The organism is Dactylosporangium sp. CA-092794 (genome assembly GCF_050948465.1).
Taxonomy (GTDB): domain Bacteria; phylum Actinomycetota; class Actinomycetes; order Mycobacteriales; family Micromonosporaceae; genus Dactylosporangium.
This window is the reverse complement of the sequence record NZ_CP192044.1, coordinates 833,510-850,373: the sequence shown is the minus strand read 5'-3', so window position 1 is coordinate 850,373 and position 16,864 is coordinate 833,510. Positions and strand designations below refer to the sequence as shown.

Annotated in this window: 20 protein-coding genes and 1 tRNA gene; 10 read left to right on the top strand and 11 right to left on the bottom strand. The window is 70.5% G+C overall.

Annotated elements, in window-relative coordinates; genetic code table 11:
• Window positions 1-31 precede the first annotated feature (31 nt).
• A complete protein-coding gene (locus tag ACQPXD_RS03745; protein WP_432834818.1) occupies window positions 32-673 on the bottom strand; it encodes a TetR/AcrR family transcriptional regulator in 642 nt (213 codons plus the stop codon).
• A gap of 69 nt (window positions 674-742) precedes the next feature.
• On the opposite strand from ACQPXD_RS03745, the gene ACQPXD_RS03740 reads away from it, so the two are divergent.
• The 3 genes from ACQPXD_RS03740 to ACQPXD_RS03730 all read left to right on the top strand — a co-directional run bounded on the left by ACQPXD_RS03740 (window position 743) and on the right by ACQPXD_RS03730 (window position 1,949).
• Complete coding sequence (locus ACQPXD_RS03740; protein ID WP_432834816.1) at window positions 743-1,150, top strand: nuclear transport factor 2 family protein; 408 nt, start codon at window positions 743-745, stop codon at window positions 1,148-1,150.
• A 92-nt stretch (window positions 1,151-1,242) separates the two neighbouring features.
• Complete coding sequence (locus tag ACQPXD_RS03735) at window positions 1,243-1,425, top strand: hypothetical protein (protein ID WP_432834814.1); 183 nt, start codon at window positions 1,243-1,245, stop codon at window positions 1,423-1,425.
• Window positions 1,422-1,949: a hypothetical protein gene (locus ACQPXD_RS03730; protein WP_432834812.1), complete on the top strand. Its 528-nt coding sequence runs from the start codon at window positions 1,422-1,424 to the stop codon at window positions 1,947-1,949. The genes ACQPXD_RS03735 and ACQPXD_RS03730 overlap by 4 nt, the downstream gene beginning before the upstream one ends.
• 87 nt (window positions 1,950-2,036) lie before the next feature.
• Here ACQPXD_RS03730 and ACQPXD_RS03725 read toward each other — a convergent pair whose 3' ends face one another.
• Complete coding sequence (locus tag ACQPXD_RS03725) at window positions 2,037-3,299, bottom strand: RNA polymerase sigma factor (protein ID WP_432834810.1); 1,263 nt, start codon at window positions 3,297-3,299, stop codon at window positions 2,037-2,039.
• Window positions 3,296-3,619, bottom strand: a complete 324-nt coding sequence (locus tag ACQPXD_RS03720; protein ID WP_432834809.1) for a YciI family protein — start codon at window positions 3,617-3,619, stop codon at window positions 3,296-3,298. Before ACQPXD_RS03720 ends, ACQPXD_RS03725 begins: the two co-directional genes overlap by 4 nt.
• Window positions 3,620-3,779: 160 nt before the next feature.
• On the opposite strand from ACQPXD_RS03720, the gene ACQPXD_RS03715 reads away from it, so the two are divergent.
• Window positions 3,780-4,967, top strand: coding sequence for a PKD domain-containing protein (locus ACQPXD_RS03715; RefSeq protein WP_432834807.1), 1,188 nt, complete (start codon window positions 3,780-3,782; stop codon window positions 4,965-4,967).
• A 49-nt stretch (window positions 4,968-5,016) separates the two neighbouring features.
• On the opposite strand, the gene ACQPXD_RS03710 is transcribed toward ACQPXD_RS03715, so the two are convergent.
• Window positions 5,017-5,334 carry a hypothetical protein gene (locus ACQPXD_RS03710; protein WP_432834805.1) on the bottom strand — a complete coding sequence of 106 codons (318 nt, stop codon included), beginning with the start codon at window positions 5,332-5,334 and terminating at the stop codon, window positions 5,017-5,019.
• A 170-nt stretch (window positions 5,335-5,504) separates the two neighbouring features.
• On the opposite strand from ACQPXD_RS03710, the gene ACQPXD_RS03705 reads away from it, so the two are divergent.
• Window positions 5,505-6,755: a M24 family metallopeptidase gene (locus ACQPXD_RS03705; RefSeq protein ID WP_432834803.1), complete on the top strand. Its 1,251-nt coding sequence runs from the start codon at window positions 5,505-5,507 to the stop codon at window positions 6,753-6,755.
• Between the two features lie 882 nt (window positions 6,756-7,637).
• On the opposite strand, the gene ACQPXD_RS03700 is transcribed toward ACQPXD_RS03705, so the two are convergent.
• On the bottom strand, window positions 7,638-7,784 hold the full coding sequence (locus tag ACQPXD_RS03700; RefSeq protein ID WP_432834801.1) for a hypothetical protein: 147 nt from the start codon (window positions 7,782-7,784) through the stop codon (window positions 7,638-7,640).
• 162 nt (window positions 7,785-7,946) lie between these two features.
• Between ACQPXD_RS03700 and ACQPXD_RS03695 the strand changes: the two genes are divergently transcribed.
• The 4 genes from ACQPXD_RS03695 to ACQPXD_RS03680 all read left to right on the top strand — a co-directional run bounded on the left by ACQPXD_RS03695 (window position 7,947) and on the right by ACQPXD_RS03680 (window position 9,946).
• Entirely contained in the window at window positions 7,947-8,207 is a 261-nt protein-coding gene (locus tag ACQPXD_RS03695; protein WP_432834799.1) for a type II toxin-antitoxin system Phd/YefM family antitoxin, read from the top strand.
• Window positions 8,204-8,464: a Txe/YoeB family addiction module toxin gene (locus ACQPXD_RS03690; RefSeq protein WP_432834791.1), complete on the top strand. Its 261-nt coding sequence runs from the start codon at window positions 8,204-8,206 to the stop codon at window positions 8,462-8,464. The genes ACQPXD_RS03695 and ACQPXD_RS03690 overlap by 4 nt, the downstream gene beginning before the upstream one ends.
• Window positions 8,371-8,925: a WD40 repeat domain-containing protein gene (locus tag ACQPXD_RS03685; protein ID WP_432834782.1), complete on the top strand. Its 555-nt coding sequence runs from the start codon at window positions 8,371-8,373 to the stop codon at window positions 8,923-8,925. The genes ACQPXD_RS03690 and ACQPXD_RS03685 overlap by 94 nt, the downstream gene beginning before the upstream one ends.
• Before the next feature lie 136 nt (window positions 8,926-9,061).
• The gene (locus tag ACQPXD_RS03680; protein ID WP_432834780.1) at window positions 9,062-9,946 is read left to right on the top strand and encodes a hypothetical protein; all 885 of its coding nucleotides are present in this window, start codon (window positions 9,062-9,064) and stop codon (window positions 9,944-9,946) included.
• A 333-nt stretch (window positions 9,947-10,279) separates the two neighbouring features.
• Here the strand turns inward: ACQPXD_RS03680 and ACQPXD_RS03675 are convergent.
• From ACQPXD_RS03675 to ACQPXD_RS03650, 6 genes are all read right to left on the bottom strand, one after another.
• Window positions 10,280-10,353 (bottom strand) — tRNA-Ala (locus tag ACQPXD_RS03675).
• A 62-nt stretch (window positions 10,354-10,415) separates the two neighbouring features.
• Window positions 10,416-11,087, bottom strand: coding sequence for a divisome protein SepX/GlpR (sepX, locus tag ACQPXD_RS03670; RefSeq protein ID WP_432834778.1), 672 nt, complete (start codon window positions 11,085-11,087; stop codon window positions 10,416-10,418).
• 187 nt (window positions 11,088-11,274) lie between these two features.
• Window positions 11,275-11,889, bottom strand: a complete 615-nt coding sequence (locus ACQPXD_RS03665; protein WP_432834776.1) for a GNAT family N-acetyltransferase — start codon at window positions 11,887-11,889, stop codon at window positions 11,275-11,277.
• Entirely contained in the window at window positions 11,886-13,172 is a 1,287-nt protein-coding gene (locus ACQPXD_RS03660; RefSeq protein ID WP_432834774.1) for a molybdopterin molybdotransferase MoeA, read from the bottom strand. Before ACQPXD_RS03660 ends, ACQPXD_RS03665 begins: the two co-directional genes overlap by 4 nt.
• Complete coding sequence (locus tag ACQPXD_RS03655) at window positions 13,169-14,101, bottom strand: UTP--glucose-1-phosphate uridylyltransferase (RefSeq protein WP_432834772.1); 933 nt, start codon at window positions 14,099-14,101, stop codon at window positions 13,169-13,171. The genes ACQPXD_RS03660 and ACQPXD_RS03655 overlap by 4 nt, the downstream gene beginning before the upstream one ends.
• 9 nt (window positions 14,102-14,110) lie before the next feature.
• Window positions 14,111-16,168, bottom strand: a complete 2,058-nt coding sequence (locus ACQPXD_RS03650) for a diguanylate cyclase (protein ID WP_432834770.1) — start codon at window positions 16,166-16,168, stop codon at window positions 14,111-14,113.
• Between the two features lie 102 nt (window positions 16,169-16,270).
• Here ACQPXD_RS03650 and ACQPXD_RS03645 point away from each other — a divergent pair, with 102 nt between their 5' ends.
• Window positions 16,271-16,864, top strand: coding sequence for a 5-formyltetrahydrofolate cyclo-ligase (locus ACQPXD_RS03645; RefSeq protein ID WP_432834768.1), 594 nt, complete (start codon window positions 16,271-16,273; stop codon window positions 16,862-16,864).

The following is a 16,864-nucleotide window of genomic DNA, read 5'->3' as shown; positions in this document are numbered from 1 at the left end:
CCGACCGCCTCGGGGGCCCTCCCTCGTGTTGCTACACGGGCTTGGGCGGGCGGCTGGACAGGGCGCCGTCGACGAAGGCCAGGGCGGCGGCGTGGACCCGATCGTCCCGGGTGAGGGCGGGGTCGTACTGGCACTGCATGGCGATCCCCCGGATCAGCCCGACAATGGCCACGGCCGTCGCCGGCGGGTCGATGTCGGCGCGGATGCTGCCGTCGGCCACGCCCTCGTTGATCGCGTCCTCGAAGTAGTCCCGGAAGAACTTGTCGCGGCGGGTGAAGGGCTCGTCGAGGCTCGGCTCGTCGTTGCCCACGACCGCCGCCCACAAGCGCAGGAAGACGCGCAGGTCCGCCGGGCTCGAGTGGAGCAGGGCGAGGTAGTCGTCCACGACGCTGAGCACGTGCTCGCGGCCCCGGCGCGGGCCCGGGTCGGGAACGAAGTTTCTCTGCGTCGCCTCGGCCAGGCGCACCATCAGCTCGGCGCGGCTGCCGAAGTGATGGTTGACGATGCCGCGCGAGTAGCCGGCCAGCTCCCCGACCGCCGCGGTCGTGACGGCGCGGACGCCCTGATCGGCGACGATCCGGTACGCCGCCGCCAGCAGCCGCGCCTCGGTGGTCGCCCGGCGCTCGGCCTGGGTCCGCGACCGCTCGGCCGGCGGCGTCGCATCTGTTGACACCCGGCAACCCTACCCCGATAGTGTCACTTGCTAAGTACTTAGCAAGTAACCTCCACGAGGAGAGACCACATGAGTGCCGCCGACGTTCTTCGGAAGCTCTACGCGGCGTTGAGCACGGGCGACGTGCCCGGGCTCATCGCCTGCATCGACCCTGACGTGATCGTCGACGAGCCGCCGGCGCTGCCGTACGGCGGCGTCCATCACGGCCGCGACGTGTTCCTCCAGTCGATCCTCGGCACGATGATGGGCCACGCCGCCATCGAGCTCACGGAGTACGAGGTCTTCGAGAACGAGACCGGCGCGATCGGCAAGCTCGTCGGCACGCTCACGGCCCACACGACCGGAGAGGTCTTCCCGCTGACGATGATCGAGGTCCACGACATCGTCGGCGAGACCAGCCGCAAGATCGACGTGTACATCAAGGATCCGGCGGCCCTTGCCGCCTTCTACGCCCGCTCCGAGAAGACCTCCGCCTAAGGCGACCCACCAGGCGAACCGGAGCGGCGCGTAGGCTGGCGTGTCGGTGCCATGTCGTTGCCGTGTCGGTGTCACGACGCATGCTCTGAGGCATGACAGGTGAACCGATGGCCGAGGGCCTCGTCACGATCGTTGGCGCCGGGCTCGGCGGTCTCGTCCTGGCCCGCGTCCTACACGTCCACGGCATCCCGGTCACGGTGTACGTGCCGGCGTCGTCCGGTGGGGCCACCGGGTCGGCGGTGTGCGCGCCCTCGGCGGGGGCCGTCATGAGGTGACCTTCGCCGATGGCACCACCGCCGTCACGAACCTGCTCGTCGGCGCGGACGGTGCGTGGTCGCGGGTCCGGCCACTGCTCACCGGCGTCACACCCGAGTACGGCGGCAGCTCGTCTGTCGAGACCTTCCTGTTCGACGGCGACAACCGCCATCCCACCACCGCGAAAGCGGTCGGTGGCGGGTCGCTGTTCGTGTTCGACACGAGTGAGAGCGGCAAGATTTTCCTGGCCCACCGGGAGAGCGACGGGAACCCGCACGCCTACCCGTGGCTGTCCAAGTCGCTGGACTGGTTCGCCGGCATCGACTTCACCGATCCCGCCGCGACGACCGCCCGGATCGCGCAGGAGGTCAACGGCTGGGCCCCCGAACTGACCGCGCTGATCACCGACACCGACACCGCCCCGGTCCACCGCCCCCACTACGTGCTGCCGATCGATCACCGATGGGACAGGGTGGCCGGGGGTGACCCTGCTCGGCGACGCCGCTACCGGCCGGCGATGCCCGGTGCCCACAGGGGCGGGTGAGCAATGATGGTGGCGTGCGGATCACGACGCTCGGCCCCTGGCGGTGGACGGCCGCCCGGTGCGAGGCGACCGCCGTCCACGGCCGCGTCAGCGAGCTGATGGATGGCCTGGTCCGCTGAACCGTAGCTGGTCGCGGCGGCGGGTCAGGTAGGCGGTCTCGGCGGTGTTGCCCGCGAGCTCGATAGCTTTGTCGTAGGCCGCGCGCGACTCCCGAGTGCGGCCCAGCCGGCGCAGCAGGTCGGCACGGGTCGCGTGGTAGGCGTGATAGCCGGCCAACGTGTCCTCGAGACGGTCGACGGCCGCCAGTGCCACCTCCGGGCCGTCGAGCTCGGCGACCGCGATGGCCCGGTTGAGGGCGACGATCGGCGCGGGGTCGAGGCGGACGAGCTGGTCGTACAGGGCGACGACCTGTGACCAGTCGGTGGCGCGGACGTCACGGGCGGAGGTGTGCACGGCGTTGATGGCGGCGAGGATCTGGTAGCGACCCGGGGCCACCCCGGCGGCCAGCCGCTCGCGCACCAGCCGGTGCCCCTCGGCGATCAGCGCCGCGTCCCAGACCCCGCGGTCCTGCTCGTCGAGGGTGACCAGTTCGCCGGTCGCCGAGACGCGGGCGGCCCGGCGGGCCTCGGTGAGCAGCATCAGCGCCAGCAGCCCGGCCACCTCGCCGTCGTCGGGCATGAGGACACGGATCAGGCGAGTGAGCCGGATCGCCTCGGCGGTCAGGTCCTGACGTACGGGATCGGTGTCGGGGCCGGTCGCCAGGTAGCCCTCGTTGAAGACCAGGAAGAGGACGGCGAGCACGCCGGAGACGCGGGCCGGAAGATCCTCCGCGGACGGCACCCGATACGGGATGCGCGCCGCCTTGATCTTGGCCTTGGCCCGGGTGATCCGCTGCCCCATGGCGGTCTCCTGCACCAGGAAGGCGCGGGCGATCTCGGGCACGGTGAGACCGGCGACCATGCGCAGCGTGAGCGCGACGCGAGTCTGCATCGCCAGCGCCGGGTGACAGCAGGTGAAGATCAGCCGGAGCCGCTCGTCGTCGATGGCGCCGAGAGGCTCGGGCGGGTTGTCGTCGTACAACAGCCGAGCCTCCCGCTGCTTGTCGAAGCGTTTGTTCTCGCGCCGGATCCGGTCGATGGCCTCGCGGCTGGCGGTGACGGTCAACCAGGCGCCGGGATTCGGGGGTACACCGTCGGCCGGCCACCGCTCGGCGGCGGTCGCGAACGCCTCGGCCGCCGCCTCCTCGGCGACGTCGAGGTCGCCGAAACGCCTGGTCAGAGCGGCGACCACCCGCGCCCACTCCTCGTGATGCGCCCGGGTGATCGCCTGCCGGACGTCGACCCCGCTCACAGGAACGGCCGCACCTCGACCTTCCGATTGCAGGCCTTCGACCCCTCGGCGGCGAGCTTGAGCGCCACGTCGAGGTCATCGGCCTCCATGATCCAGAAGCCGATGATGTGCTCCTTCGACTCCAGGTAGGGCCCGTCGGTGAACAGCGCCTCCCCGCCCCGGTTGTCGATGACGGTGGCCGAGCCGGGCCCGGCGAGGCCACCGGCGAAGACCCAGTGACCCTCCGCCTGGAGCCGGTCGTTGAACACGTCGATGGCCGCCATCTCCTCCGGCGTGGCGAGGTCGGCCGAGTCGTGGATCACGGAAACCAGGTACTGCATCTCGGATCATCTCCTGAGGTTCGGGATGCCCCTCGTGGGCGCCGCTCACCCCTGCTACGAACAGCCTCGCCCCGATCCGACACCGCCGCCCAAAGTTTCTTCAAGAACTTTCTGGTACTCCGGCCGCGCCGCGCATTGAACCGCGTAATAATCTGCCCGCGTGCGCAGACATCTCCTCCCCGGCCTCACCGTTCTGGTGGCGGTCGGCGCAGCACTGGTCGCGGGGGCCGGTCCTGCGGCAGCCGGGACCACCCCGCCCCGTACCGCCTCTGGCCAGGGCGCCCACGGCGCGGAGTCGGTCCAGGGTCCGCTCGCGGCGCTCCAGCTGCGACCCGACTACGCCGCGAACTCGATCGTCGCGGACGCGAGCGGCTCGACGCCCGGGTCCTCGCCCATCGTCACCTACGCGTTCGACTGGGGCGACAGCACCACGACGACCCAGTCGACGGCGGTCGGCACGCACCACTACGCCCGGCCCGGCACGTACACCGTGGTCGTGACGGTCACCGACGCCAACGGCTACAGGTGGCTCGCCAACCAGTCGGCGTCGCTCTGGCCGACGGTCCGCACGATCGCCCTGATGGCCCACGAGAACAACCGCTACATCACCGGCGGCGCCGAGGGGTACAACTGGCTCAACAGCAACCCCTACTCCTGGTCGATCGGCGCCCCCGAGCTGTTCGACGTGGTCGAGCCCGGCAACGGGCACGTGGCGCTGCGCTCGCGGCTCAACGGCACGTATATCGCCGTCAACTGGGGGACGGTGCCCCTGCTCTCGGCGGGCGACCCCGTCACGGACGACATGGCCCAGTTCGCCCTGACCACCAACGCCGACGGCACCATCAGCCTCTGGTCGGTGGGCAAGCAGGCGTACGTCAGCAGCAACAGCGGCACGGACCAGGTGCTCACCGCGGACCGCACGGCGATCGGGCCGTGGGAGCGGTTCGGCGTCGTCAAGCAGGCCGACGCCGGGGTGACGCTGAAGGCCCACGCCAACGGTAAGCACGTCACCGCCGAGAACGGCGGGAACTCGCCGCTGATCGCCAATCGCGCGACCCCCGGCCAGTGGGAGACCTTCGACCTCGTCGACGCCGGCAACGGCTACGTGGCCCTGTACTCACACGCCAACGCCACCTACGTGACCGCGGACAACAACGGCAACTCCCCCCTGATCGCCAACCGCACAGCCGTAGGCCCATGGGAGAAGTTCAAGGTCATCAAGAACACCGACGGCAGCCTCACCCTGCAGGCCAACGCCAACGGCAAGTACGTCACCGCGGACAACAACGGCAACTCTCCCCTGATCGCCAACCGCACCGCCATCGGCAACTGGGAGAAGTTCAACTAACCGCGCACCGCGAGGACGCCCGGCCCACTCGGCCCGGGCGTCCTCGCGTTTAGGCGACGCGGCGGTAGCGCTGCCCAACCACCCCCGGACCTGGCAGGGAGCGCAGCGACCGCTGTCTGGCGGGAGCAACGGTCCGCAGCTGAAACGGACCCGAGCCAACAGCAAGAGCAAAGGCCGAAGGCCGAGCCGAAGAAGCGTTCTGGACGAGGCCGAGCTCTCGTGCTCGTGCGCCGGCCTGGAACCGCGGATGCGGGGCGAGGTCGTTGGCCGCGCAGGCGACGTCGGTCGCGGTCGCGAACAGGTGCGCCGTCCGTCGGAGCAGTTCCTGCTCGCCATGCACGATGGTGACCGCCTCGGTGGCCCGCATGACCTCGATTTTGCCTGGCACCCCGGTCGGCAACAAGCTGCCATCCCTGGGGGTCCGGGCCGTTGCAGCGCCATCGTCGTGGCATGACGACCAACACGCCTGGAGATGACCGCCAGGCCCAGGGTTCGCTGACGTAGATGGGGACCTCACCAGTGATACCGACATTCTCGATGGCCGAGCGTGATCGCCGATGGAGCCTGGCGCGCGCGTTCATGGAGCGCGAGGGCCTGGACGCACTACTCGTCTTCGGCGAGCACGAAGACGCCGGCCCGGCAGCGGTCGCCTACGACACCTGGTTCACCAACGGCAGGCCAGGGACGACGGTCGTCTTCCCGCGGCCCGGCGAACCGATCTCGTTGCTGCCCGCGCCGATGTTCATCCTGGACCACCTGGAATCGACCCGCCAAGGCGACATCATGTGGATTCCGCCGAAGAATCTCCGCAGCTTCCGCGCCTCCGGCGCGCTCGTCGAGACGCTCACCGAGCTCGGTCTGGCGAAGGGCACCATCGGCGTCGTCGGCCTGGGGCCGCACCTGCCGTGGCACCCCGAAGGCATCGTGCCGTTCCAGCTCTGGAACAACGTTCTGACACGGCTCCCAGAGGCCGAGTTCAGGTCGGTCGACTCGGCCCTGGCGGCGATCACGATGCGGCTGAGCGATGAGGAGGTCGCTGCCGTGCGTCACTCCGCGGGTATCGGCGAGGCCATGGTGCGGGCCATGGTCGAGACCGCCGCTGCCGGAGTCTCGGAGAGCGAGGTGTACGCGGCGGGCATGGCCGCCGGGTACGCGCGCGGAACGATTCCCGCGGCCATGATGTTCTCCTCAGGTCCGAATCCCATTTCCTCGGGCTGGCCGCGGTGGGGCTACCGGCCGCAGGCCCCCCGCATCCTGCGGGACGGCGACGTCATCTACTCCGAGGTGTTCTGCAACTTCGGCGGACGCCACACACAGCACCAAGTCACGATCACGATCGGCGACGTGCACGAGGACTTCCACCGCGCCGGCCGGGTTGTCCGTGAGTCCTACGACGCGGGCCTGGAAGCATTGCGCCCAGGCCGGACGTTCGGCGAACTCGTCGACGCGATACACAAGCCGCTCGACGCGGCCGACGGGTCGATGTTCCTCATCGCGGTCCACTCGCTCAACCCGGGCCTCGCGGTCGGCAAGGGCCGCGGAGACATCGGCAGGCTCCCTGGCGCCGAGACCTACCCGCCCGTCCCGGACGGTCACCCCACATTCATGGCCGACCTGGAGCTCGCCCCTGGCATGACCTTCGTCCTCGAGCCCCAGTTCGCCGTCGGTGGCCACCTGGTCCACATCGGCGGCACGGTGATCGTCGGCGAGGACCAGCCGATCGAGCTCAACCCGTATACGGCCCAGATTTTGCCGGCCGCGGGAACGACCAGGCCCACGCCGAAGTAACCTTCGCCGACGGTCGCCAAACAACGCTCGTGACGTCCGCTGGCATGGTGCATGAGGCCAGGGCCCTGATCGTGCTGGTTGATGTCAGGCGACCGCCAGCGGCTGCCACAGGCTGGATGTCGGTGGCCGCCGGTGGGGCACAAGCGGGTCATCGGCGCCGACCCCGGCGACGGTGCGGATGTCTCTCCCCCCGGGCGCAACCGCCGGTCTGCGCGGCCGGGCCGGACGTATGTCTCCGTGATCATGCTGCCCGCGGTGACCGCACCACGGGTTTGCCATGATCCCGGAACCTTTCGGTACACAGGGGTACATCACCACTCCACGATCATGAAAAACCGATGGTGTCGACGCCCTGTTGCGCATGATCACGGAGACTTCCGGTCGGGACGTGATCGCCGACCGCGCCCGCCCAGCGTGTTGCGACGTGCAGGCCGGGCACCGCGTGGTCGTCGACAGGCATGGCGGCCGGCGGTGCCGGTTCCCGGGCGGCAGCGCGGCCGGTGCCGGGTAGCGGGCGGAGCGCGGCGGCTGCGGGCCAGCCGCCCGGACCGCACGCGCCGTGGCACGGCCGTGCCGGCGCCGGTCCGTGGCGGACACGCCAAGCTCATACAACACGTCTGCGGACGCGACCGAAACGGATAGCGAGTAGGCCGCGGCGAAGGTGCCACGCGAGCGAAGCGAAGTGCGGCATCGGGGGGCGCGGGGTGGCGCAGCCCCCCGCCTGGAGCGAGCGAAGCGAGCGCGAAACACCCACGAATCACGCAGCGAAAAGCGCACCCCGCGCTTTGAGCAGGGTGCGCCTTGATGAGTGGGCCGGACGCGTCGCTGCGCGAACCGCGCCTTCTGATCGCTGGTGACCCGCTCCCGGTACGTTTGAGCAGGTCACGGGCCAAGGGTGCGCGTCATGACCGCCGCGCCGATGCGCCCGGAAATGCCCACAGCTGATGTTGGTACCCCCGACGTGTTCACTTCGACGGCCTCGACCGCGATCTCCCTGCCCAACCGGCCGCGCGCCTTGATGAGGCTCAAGCGATGATCGCCAGCGAACCACTACAGCCGCGACGGCCGGGCCGTCCCTGTAGGCGCTCTCCTGCCAACGACGGCCGTGCTCGTCGCCGGCCAACGGTCGTCGACCTGTCGAGCGTAACGCGTCCAATGTACAGTGGAATGTACATGCGGGAAGGACATGCCATGCGTCACGTTACGTTCAGCGAAGCGCGCCAGAACTTCGCAGCTACCCTTAACCGCGTCGAGGAAGACGCCGAACCGGCTGTGATCACCCGCGTCGGCCACGACCCGATGGTCGTCATTTCCCTACGTGAGTACGAATCACTGCGCGAGACGGCATACTTGCAGGCCAGCCCGGCGAACGCACGACGACTGGAGGCCGCCATCGAGCGGCACCGTAGCGGTCAGGTCGAGGAACATGAGCTGGCCGGGAATGCCGAGTGAAAATCACCTGGGATCGGGACGCCTGGGACGACTACCTGTGGTGGCAGGGCAATGATCGCCGGCTGCTTCGCCGGATCAACCAGTTGATCGAAGACGTCCTACGCAACGGCAACGCGGACGGCATCGGCAAGCCGGAGCGGCTGCGGCACCAGTTCGACGGTTATTGGTCGCGGCGGATCGACGAGGAGCATCGGCTGGTGTACGTGGCCACCGCCGATGGCGTGCATATCATCGCCTGCCGGTACCACTATTCCTGAGCATCCGGACCGTATCCCGGGCCTGGAACGGCGCCGCCGAGCTCTGGCCGCTGGCGGACCCGAGCACCCGCCGCGGCCTGAAGGAGGTCGACGCCATCGTCAACGATCTCGCCTTCAGCCCTGACGGTTCAACCCTCGCCACCGCCAGCTGGGACGGCTCCGTGCGGCTGTGGGAGGTGGTCAGCGGGCGGAAGGTGGCGACGTTCGACACGGGCACCGACCGGGCCAACACGGTCACCTTCAGCCCTGACGGCAAGACCCTCGCGAGCGCCGGATCCGACAAGACCGTGCGGCGACGGACCTTGCGATTCAACCCCGACCATCATGATCATCAGGATCTTCCAGCCTCGGTCGTGAACCGAGGCTGTGAATGGCCCGTTGTTGGGCTGCGGGAAGGCAGATGCCCCTGTCAACGGTCAGGCCATTTTCAACGCCCGCGAGCAGTCGGTGAACCGACTTAGGGACAGCGACGTTGTTGCAACGTCTACAGAACGTAGATTTCTGGAAATTGGAGGGATCCATGCCACGTCGGCAGATGAACCGTCTCCCGTTCGGTCACTCCGCCCTGACGATTGGGGCAGTAAAGGGCGGTAAGGCGTGAGTGACTCCGACAGTCGCGTCGACGGGAGCTGGAGCCACAACAGTTCCTCGGGCACCAGCCCGTACAATTCGGATTTGGCGTACGGCGGGTCGTCGTCGGACAGTTCACTCGACGAGACCGCCTGGCACGGGGTAACCGGGCAGATGCGCTTCCAGACGGCTTTCGATGGCCGGACGATGGAACGACTGCAACGCGACCTTGCTGCCTTGCCTGCGGACTTCCAAGCGATACGTCGAATGGCCGGTGATGTCATTGTCACGTTCGGCCTTGCCGAAGATGGAGGGGCTGGAGTCTTCCGTGAGGGCGGCGCTGGGCGGCCTGGCGAGATCGTGCTGAACCCAAACCATAGCTCGGTGAGAGGCGAGGGGAGCTCGCGGCTGCTGGGCACCGCCATGTTCGAGATCCTAAACGCCGCTTCAGCGCCGCGGTTGGCGGAGCTGGATGCGTCAGCCCGCCGCGGAGACGTGGCGCGTGCCGCCGCGAGAGCTGGGGTCTCCCCCGCGCAGTACTACGGCAGAGAGGTGGAGAACATCGAGTTCGACAACGCCATCACACATCGGCGACTAGTCGCCGATATGGACAGAACGGGAACCCACATGGATCTGTTGGACGGCACCGTCCCGCTGCTCGATACGAGCGCTGCGCGCGGCAGCCGCCGGTATCAGGCGGCCTTCCAGCAGTATTACAACTTCCAGGTGGAATCCGGGCACACCTTTAGCTACGAGAATCGCTATCAGGTTGTCCGGCCGCCGAGGCCTATCGTTTCAGCAGCGGCAGCTCTGCAGAGCAGTTCGGACACTCGGAGGCACGGGCCCAGCAGCGGCGGAGAAGGTAGCCATCGGCATCAGAGATCCGATCATCGGTCTAGCCGTCGCCGCTAGTGCCTCGTGATCCTGGTTTCGTTACTTCGCGTTGTTGTCGACGCGTTGCTTTGACGCTGGTCTGGACCCAGCGAACCTTGGCGAGGATCTCCTCGCGGTGGCGGTCCAGGTGAAGGGTTTGGCGGTCTCAATCTGCGGCATCGGCTGTTCCCCCCTCAGCGGGCGGCGCCCCGCTGAGATCAACACCACCATCACTGGGCGTAGTTGCCTACGTGTCACCTCGTGGGACCCTCGCGATCGCCGCGAAGGCGGTGCTCCCAAATGGGGGTGCTGGATCAGACGCGAAAGGCCGTCGACCTGTGTATAAGCAGGTCGGCGGCCATACGCCAAGGGTGGAGCTGAGGGGACTCGAACCCCTGACCCCCTCGATGCGAACGAGGTGCGCTACCAGACTGCGCTACAGCCCCAAGGTCCGCTTAGCGGACCGGCGCTAAGAGTAACAGGTCCGTTGTCGCGGGCGCGAATCGGTTCACTGGCCCGAGGCGCGCGTGTCGTAGGGGCGGCCGCGGAGGGCGGACAAGCGGGCGGCCTCGCGGCGGGCGCGGTCGCGTTCGGCCAGTTGGCGGGCCAGGGCCTCGCGGCGGGCGGCGGCGCGGCGCAGCTGCTCGCGGCGGACCTGGGCCTGGCGGCGGGCGATCCAGGCCGCGTAGCGGGCCTCCTCGCGGCGGCGCCGGCGGTCGGCCAGGGCGCGGGTGCGCAGGTGGGCCAGGTACGCGACCAGCAGCACGCCGGTGACCGCGAAGCCCACCCAGAAGCCGGGGCTCACCAGCGTGATGCCGCACACCTCGACCAGGTTGAGCAGCACCAGGGCGAGCAGGACCCGGCGGCGGCGGTACATGGCGCGGGGGGCCCGGTGCACCCGGCGGCGGGTGGCCGGCGCGACCGGGGTCAGCTTGCGCCGCGGCGGGGGCAGCGGGGCCGAGGACGACGACACCCGCTGCACCAGCAGGCGGGGCGGGTTGACCGGGCGGCGGCCGGGCACGGTGCGGCGGCGCCGATCCGCGCGGGACAGCACCCGCGCCGTCGACAACGCCCGCTCCGCCACCAGCCGCTCTGTAGCGTCGTATCGGCGCACCAGGGCGGGCGCCAGGGCGAGGAGCCCAGCAGCGGCGAGGACGGCGAGGAGCACCGAGGTCGGCACCCTCACCCCTCCTAATCCAACCTCCGCGCCGAATTCCCCCAGGCGCGCGAGTCATCCAAGTCTGTGGAAGTTACAACGCGGTAACTCCCGACTCATGACCATACGTGCCGCGGGGACTAATACCACGTCAACACGCAGGAAGAAACGCCCGAACGAGCAAATCGGAAATATCCGGAAGGCCGGAAAGCTAGGCGTTGGCGGATGACTTGTGCCAGCGGGCGAGCAGGCCCTCGTGCTCCAAGTCCTCGGTGGTCATGGCGTATCCGAGGTGGTCTCGCCAGTCGCCGTCGATGTGGAGGTACCGGTGGTGGTAAGCCTCCTGGCGGAAACCGAGTTTTTCCACGACCCGGCGGCTGGCCAGGTTGTCGGGGCGGATGTTGACCTCGATGCGGTGGAGGCCGCCGGCGGTGAACGCGTGGTCGACGACCAGGGCCAGCGCGGTGGGAATGATGCCTTTTCCGGCGAACCGCGAATCAACCCAATATCCGGCATATCCGGAACAGAAGGCGCGGCGCACAATGTTGCCGAGGGTGAGCTGGCCGACCAGCCGATCCTGATAGCAGACCGCGAACGGCATCGCGGTGCCCTGGCGGGCCGCGCGGCGCAGGTCGGCGTGCACGGCGCGGAACGCGGCCACGGAGTTGAGGTCGTACCAGGTGCCGTACGGCGTCGGCTCCCACTTGCCCAGCCACTGCTCGTTGGACCGGCGCACCTCGGACCAGACGCGCGCGTCGGAGCGGCGGTACGGCCGCAACATGACCGGCCCGTCGGTGAGGATCGCAGGCCATCCTGGCTGACTCATCGCCGCCTATCCAAAAGTATGACGTCCACGGTCGAGCCGGCGGCCGCGCTGATCACCTTCTCCCCCAGCACCATCAGGCCGTTGGCGTCGGCCAGGCCGGAGAGGGTGTACGGGCCACCGGCCAGCGGAGCGACAGTGTACCCGCCTCCGCGGCGTTCGGTGATGTATGCCGGTCGGAACTCGCGCATGCCGGACGGAGAGTTCACGGTTTCCAGCAGATGGGCGCGCACGCTCGGGCGGAAGACCGGGTCGGCGCCGGCGAGCAGCTGGATGACCGGGCGGGCGAGGACCTCGAAGCCGATGAGCGCGGCGCCGGGGTCGCCCGGCAGGCAGACGATCGGCACGCCGTTGGGGCCGCCGACGGTTCCGTAGCCCAGCGAGGAGCACGGGTACACGGAAAGATCCGAGAAGACCACGGTGCGCGAAAGTATCCGGCGGACCATGTCGCCCGGGCCGGTGCCGGTGCCACCGGTGGTGATGATCAGGTCGGCCCGCAGCAACTGGTCGTCGAGCAGGCCGCGCAGGCCCTCCGGGTCGTCGTCGCAGATGCCGACGCGGTACGCGTGCGCGCCCGCCTCGGCCGCGGCGGCGGTGAGGGCGTGTGAGTTGGCGTCGACCACCTGGCCCGGCTGGCTGGCCCGGCCCACGTCGACGAGCTCGTCGCCGGTGGCGATGACCACCACCCGCGGGCTGGGACGGACCACAACGTGGCCGATGCCGCTGGCGGCCAGGACCGAGACCAGCGGCGGGGTGACGTAGGCGCCGGCCCGGGCCAGGACCGCGCCCGCGGGCAGCTCGTCGCCGGCCCGCCGCACACCGTGGCCGCGTTTGGTCGGGTGGTACACCTCGACCGCGGCCATCCCCTGGTCGGTCATACCCGGCGGCACGACGACGTCGGCGGAGACCGGCATGAGCGCGCCCGCGGCGACCGAGAAACAGGTGCCGGGGGTGAGGCGGACCGGGCGCCAGCTCGAGGCCACCAGGTCGCCGACGACGCTCAGCCGGACCGGCCGGCCCGGCTGAGCGTCGCTGATGTCGTCGAAGCGCGCCGCGTAGCCGTCGATCGCGGCGTGGTCGAACGCGGGCACGGGGCCCGGCCCGACCACGTCCTCGGCGAGCACGTTGCCGTGCGCGGCGGTGATCTCCAGGTCCAGCGGGGGCAACGGGCGCAGCCCACGAAGCACGCCGGCGAGGTAGTCGGCGAGGGGGACGCGCGCGTTCGACCCGACACCGGCGTCGCGCGCCGCGTCGTGGTGGGAGCCCGTCGCTGGAACCGCTGTCACCCGCGCAATTCCTTCTCCACGAACTGGGTCAGCCACTGGCTGAACGCCGGGCCCAGATCGTCACGCTTGACCGCGAGCTGGACCACCGTCTGCAGGTACCCCAGCGGCATGCCGGTGTCGTAGCGCGTGCCGCGGTAGACGATGCCGTGCACCGGCGTGCCCTCCGCCAGCAGCAGCGCCATGGCGTCGGTGAGCTGGATCTCACCGCCGGCGCCGGGGCCGATCCGGCGGATCGCGTCGAAGATCTCCGGCGGCAGGACGTATCGGCCGACGATGGCGAGGTTGCTCGGCGCCTCCTCCGGCTTGGGCTTCTCGACCAGCGCGGTGACCTTCACCGTCTCGCCGGACTCGACCAGGTGGTCGGAGGGCTCCACGGCGGCGATGCCGTAGCGGTTGGTCTCCTCCGGGTCGACCTCGATGAACGCCAGCACGATGCCGCCCGTCCGCGCCTGCAGGTCGAGCATGTCCGGCAGCAGCGGCTCGGTCTCGTCGCAGAACTCGTCGCCGAGCAGCACCGCGAAGGGCTCGTTGCCCACGTGGGACTCGCCGTAGGAGACGGCGTGGCCCAGCCCGAGCGGCTCGCCCTGCCGGCAGGTGTAAATTTCGGCGAGCTCGGACGGCCGCTTGATCGCCTCGAGCCGCTTGGTGTCGCCCTTCTCCAGCAGCCGCGCCTCGAGGTCGGGGCGGCGGTCGAAGTGGTCGACCATGGAGGTCTTGCCGCGCCCGGTCACCAGCAGGATGTCTCGGATCCCGGAGGCGGCCGCCTCCTCGACGATGTACTGCAGAACCGGCCGGTCGACCACCGGCAGCAGCTCCTTCGGTACGGCTTTGGTCGCCGGGAGGAAGCGGGTGGCCAGACCCGCCGCCGGGATCACGGCTTTGACAGCCCGCTGGCGCGGAGCGGACTGGTGAGGAGTCGTGTCAGGCATGTAGAAAGGCTAGCCGCCCCGGCTCTGTCGCGGTGGTTGCGCCGCCTTTGGCGCGCCGGGCGTCACCTCGGCGCTCGCCTTCGCGCCGCTTACGTCCGTCGCCAGGCGATATGCGTCGCGACCGCCGGCCTTGGCCGCATACAGAGCGTCGTCGGCCGCCTCCAGAACCGCCGCGCCGGTCGCCCCGTGCTGCGGAAACACAGCGATGCCGATCGATACGGTCACCGGGATCCGGCGGGGCGGCTGGCCGGCCGTCGAGGACACGACGATCACCGGGCTGCGCCGCACGGCCACGCCGAGCCGCTCGGCGAGCACCGCGGCGCCGGTCGCGTCGGTCTCCGGCAGCAGCACCACGAACTCCTCACCGCCCTGGCGGAACGCGAAGTCGACCTCGCGGATCTCGGCGCGCAGCCGCCGGGCGAACTCGGCCAGCACCGCGTCACCGGCGGCGTGGCCGTAGGAGTCGTTGACCTCCTTGAAGTGGTCGAGGTCGAGGGCGAGCACGGCCAGCGTGCGGCCGAACCGGCTGGCCCGCTCGACCTCGCGGCGCAGCGACTCGCGCAGGTACCGGTAGTTGGACAGCCCGGTCAGCGGGTCGGTGAGCGAGAGCCGCTGGGCCTCCTCGTGGACCCGCACGTTGTCGACGGCGACGGCGGCCTGCCCGGCGAACGTGCGCAACGTGATCAGGTCGGCGTCGTCGAACTCGTCGAAGCCGTGGCGGTCGTAGAGCGCCAGCACCCCGCGGGCGGCCGGCGGGCGGTCCGGCTGCACCTCCAGCCCCGTCGTCGGCCCGGCGGCCGGCGCGGCGATGGGCACGGCGACATAGGTGACGCAGCGCGGCTCGACCGGCGAGAGCACCGGGCCGTCGCGCTCGACCCGCCCGCGTCGCGGCTCGCCGGAGGCGGCCACCGCGCCCAGCAGCCCCTCGCCCGGCTGGAGCCGCAGCTCGCCGACGTCAAGCCCGCCGAGGCCCTCGCCGACCTGGCCGCGCAGCTCGCCGCCGGCCGGGTCGGCCATCAGCACCACCCCGGCCTGCGCGCCGGTCGCGGCGGTCGCCGTCTGCAGGATGACCTGCAGGATGCGGTCGAGATCATGGGTGCCCGCCAGGGTGTCGCCGAGCACGCCGAGCTGGCCGCGCAGCTGGTCCCGGCTGGCCGTCAGCGCTTGGACGTACCCCTGCATCTCCCGGGTCATCCGGTTGAACGTCTGGCCGAGCCGGCCCACCTCGTCGGGGCTGCGCACCGGCACCCGGGCGCTCAGGTCCCCGTCGGCGACCCGCTCGACCGCCGCCGCCAGCTCGGTGAGCGGGTGCGTGGTGGAGCGGGCCAGCCACCAGGCGACGCTGATCGCGACCAGCCCGGCGCAGACGACGACCGCCACCAGCACCGCGTAGAGCCCCTGCGGGTCGGGCGCGGGCACGCTGATGGCCAGCGTGAGCGGCTGCCCCGGCTGCGGGTCGAGCCGGCGTACCAGCCGCCCGGCCATCGTCGTCCCGGTCGCGCCCGGCACCAGCCCGCGGGCGACCTCGACGATGCCGGCGTCCTCGGCGGTCGGCTGCGCGCCCGCGGCCAGGGAGTTGATCCGCACGCCGGTGGCCGAGGCCAGCCAGCCCAGCAGGGTCGAGTCGACCGGTTCGACGGCATACGCCCGGCCGACCCGCTGCCCGCGCGCGTCGAGCACGTCGACGGAGGCGGACACGGCGGCGTAGGCGGACGCGGTCGGCGCGGCGCAGTCGGCCCACGGCCGGGCCGGGAGGTCGCCGGCGCTGGTCAGCACGGTGCTGTCGGCCCGGGTCACCTCGACCGCGCGGGCCAGCCCGCGGCCGATCGCGGTCTGCGCCGCGTCGGGCCGGTCGGCGAGCAGCGCGGTCGTCTCGGCGGCCAGCCGCAGCCGCTGGCAGGTGACGGCGAGGGCGGCGCGCAGGTTGTCGGCGCCGGCGTCGAGCCGCTCGGAGGCGCGCTGCTCACTCACCTCGCCGACGGCGATGCCGACGAACACCGCGCCGAGCAGCACCGGCCCCAGCACGACGGCGAGGAAGGCCGCGGTGAGCCGCGCACGCAGCGTCACGTCCCGCCCTCCCGTATTTCGGTTGATGCGATGCTGTCACAGATAAGGAGGAATCGAGTGCCGCTGCCCGGGGTGTCCCCCAAATCCGAACTCAGGGCGCACATGCGGTCCGTCCGGCGGGCCATGCCGGCGCACGCGCGGACGGCCGCGGACCGTGCCCTGGCCGATGCCGCCGCCGATCTGGTACGCCGAGCCGGCGCCGCCACGGTCGCCGCCTACGTCCCGCACGGGCCGGAGCCGGGCGGGGAGTTCCTGGTCCCGGCCCTGGCCACGGTGGCCGAGCGGCTGCTGCTGCCGGTCCTGCTGGCCGACAACGACCTGGACTGGGCCGAATACGACGGCACCTTCACCACCGGCCGCTTCGGCCTGCGGGAGCCGGCCGGCCCGCGGCTGGGCCGCGACGCGGTCGCCGGCGCCGGCCTCGTCCTGCTGCCCGGGCTCGCCGTCTCGCCGGCCGGGACGCGGCTGGGCCAGGGCGGCGGCTCCTACGACCGGATCCTGCCCCGGACCCAGGCAACCACCATCGTGCTGCTCTACCCGGGCGAGTACCTGGCCGACCTGCCGGCGGAGCCGCACGACCAGCGCGTCTGCGGGGCGGTGGAAGGTTATGACACCGCGCACGTCCACTGGACGAATGGGTGTTCAATGACGCAACATTGGCACTCGAAGTATCGGAGTGCCAACGATGGAGGCTGA

Coding starts and splice junctions, on each gene's coding strand:
- ACQPXD_RS03740 (WP_432834816.1), top strand. CDS start 743: ATGAGTGCCGCCGACGTTCTTCGGAAGCTCTACGCGGCGTTGAGCACG.
- ACQPXD_RS03645 (WP_432834768.1), top strand. CDS start 16,271: ATGCGGTCCGTCCGGCGGGCCATGCCGGCGCACGCGCGGACGGCCGCG.
- ACQPXD_RS03655 (WP_432834772.1), bottom strand. CDS start 14,101: ATGCCTGACACGACTCCTCACCAGTCCGCTCCGCGCCAGCGGGCTGTC.
- ACQPXD_RS03710 (WP_432834805.1), bottom strand. CDS start 5,334: ATGCGGGCCACCGAGGCGGTCACCATCGTGCATGGCGAGCAGGAACTG.
- ACQPXD_RS03705 (WP_432834803.1), top strand. CDS start 5,505: ATGGCCGAGCGTGATCGCCGATGGAGCCTGGCGCGCGCGTTCATGGAG.
- ACQPXD_RS03665 (WP_432834776.1), bottom strand. CDS start 11,889: ATGAGTCAGCCAGGATGGCCTGCGATCCTCACCGACGGGCCGGTCATG.
- ACQPXD_RS03695 (WP_432834799.1), top strand. CDS start 7,947: ATGCGTCACGTTACGTTCAGCGAAGCGCGCCAGAACTTCGCAGCTACC.
- ACQPXD_RS03720 (WP_432834809.1), bottom strand. CDS start 3,619: ATGCAGTACCTGGTTTCCGTGATCCACGACTCGGCCGACCTCGCCACG.
- ACQPXD_RS03735 (WP_432834814.1), top strand. CDS start 1,243: ATGACAGGTGAACCGATGGCCGAGGGCCTCGTCACGATCGTTGGCGCC.